The following is a 1487-nucleotide window of genomic DNA, read 5'->3' on the forward strand; positions in this document are numbered from 1 at the left end:
AATGCAGTGTGTAAATATCTTATGAAAAGTGTTAGTAAGTTAAATGGTTGAATAAAGAGAAAACGCACGATTTAGTTCCTTTAAATTTAAATCTGGTTCATATAAAATTGTATAAACATAGCAATTTAAAACTGCTCTTCTTTTTGTTAAACTTCGTGACTTTATCGGAAATCTATATTAGTATTTCTGCATATGAAGTAGGCATAAAAGGAGATACCATATGAAAATAACAAAAATAACATGTAATATGATGTTTAGTTTAATACTATTAACATCATGTGATATATCGGATAAAGAAATTGAACAAAAAGCTCAAAGTTATACAAAATCGCAGTATGGTTTTTCTATTAAACTAAATGAAGTTGAAATACCGGGGAATTATAAAGATTTACTGGGGCCAGATGTACGGATAGCTCATGTACAGCAAGTAAATGAACCGTATTTGCAGTTTCAGCTAGCTTTGGATGGACGAATCTCTCCAAAAGTAGATAGTGATAATTATAAAATCAAAAAAGAAGCGAATGATGTAAAAGAAAAGTTCAATACATATTATGTTGGAAAAGAGAATAACGATATATTTACGTTTGAACAAATGTATACGGGAAATATTGTTTTTGATAAAAAAGAAGAAGCAGAAAAATGTAAAGAAATACGTTACGGCAGTTTTTAGAAGTAATATATTTTTGGATGTAAACAATCCTGTGCATATGGAAAAATTAGCAGAGCTGGCAAGAAGTATTCAAGAATTTAATAAGACAAATGGAAATAATAAGAGTAGCGTGGAAGATATAACGATTCAGTTGCCAAATGCGGATAAGGAGCTATTACAGAGCATTGCAGTAGATTATATATTAACAGCTGATGATGCAAAAAAAGCTCTTGAGAGAAAAGAGCATTATATGGAAGCTTTACTGCTTACAAAATAAAAAAGGGGCTCATTTCGATTTCTTGTTTTATCATTTTAGTCAAGGTGGTTCTTTTAAAACCTCGTATAGGTAATCAGTACGATAAAATGGGAGACATTAGTCATTGCTTATCGATGGTAAAGTAGACGTATATCATTTAATAAAGAACCCATGTAACAATACAAATAATAATTTGTATGTGAACGTAAAAAACACCAAGATTGCCCTGAAGAGGGGTAGTCTTGGTGTTTTTTAGGTCCCAAAAATGAAAAATATGCTATTCCATTTGTAGAATTATAGGAAGGGTGCGTATTTTTCTTTTTGTTTTGCTAACTTGATGTTAATGTGGTGTAACCTTAAGTATTTAAAAATTAAAAAATTCCTTTAATCATGTTAAAGGGACCTTGCTCACGCAAATGATCTGTAAATCAATTCATTTTTGATATACAGATCATTTGTATGATAATTTTTATAAATAATTGCTAAATAGTGAATTTACATAAATGCTTTTAGAAGTTCTTGAATTAATGGGATTGCTCCACCTATAAATTTTAAAACTGCCATTGCGATTTCCATATTATT

1 pseudogene is annotated in these 1487 nt (G+C 29.7%); it reads left to right on the plus strand.

Annotated features, from left to right (window positions below):
* Positions 1–220 precede the first annotated feature (220 nt).
* A pseudogene (locus ABWK52_RS28915) lies at positions 221–926 on the plus strand (hypothetical protein).
* Positions 927–1487: the final 561 nt, after the last annotated feature.

It is taken from the genome of Bacillus sp. AP50 (genome assembly GCF_040492675.1).
Lineage (GTDB): Bacteria > Bacillota > Bacilli > Bacillales > Bacillaceae_G > Bacillus_A > Bacillus_A cereus.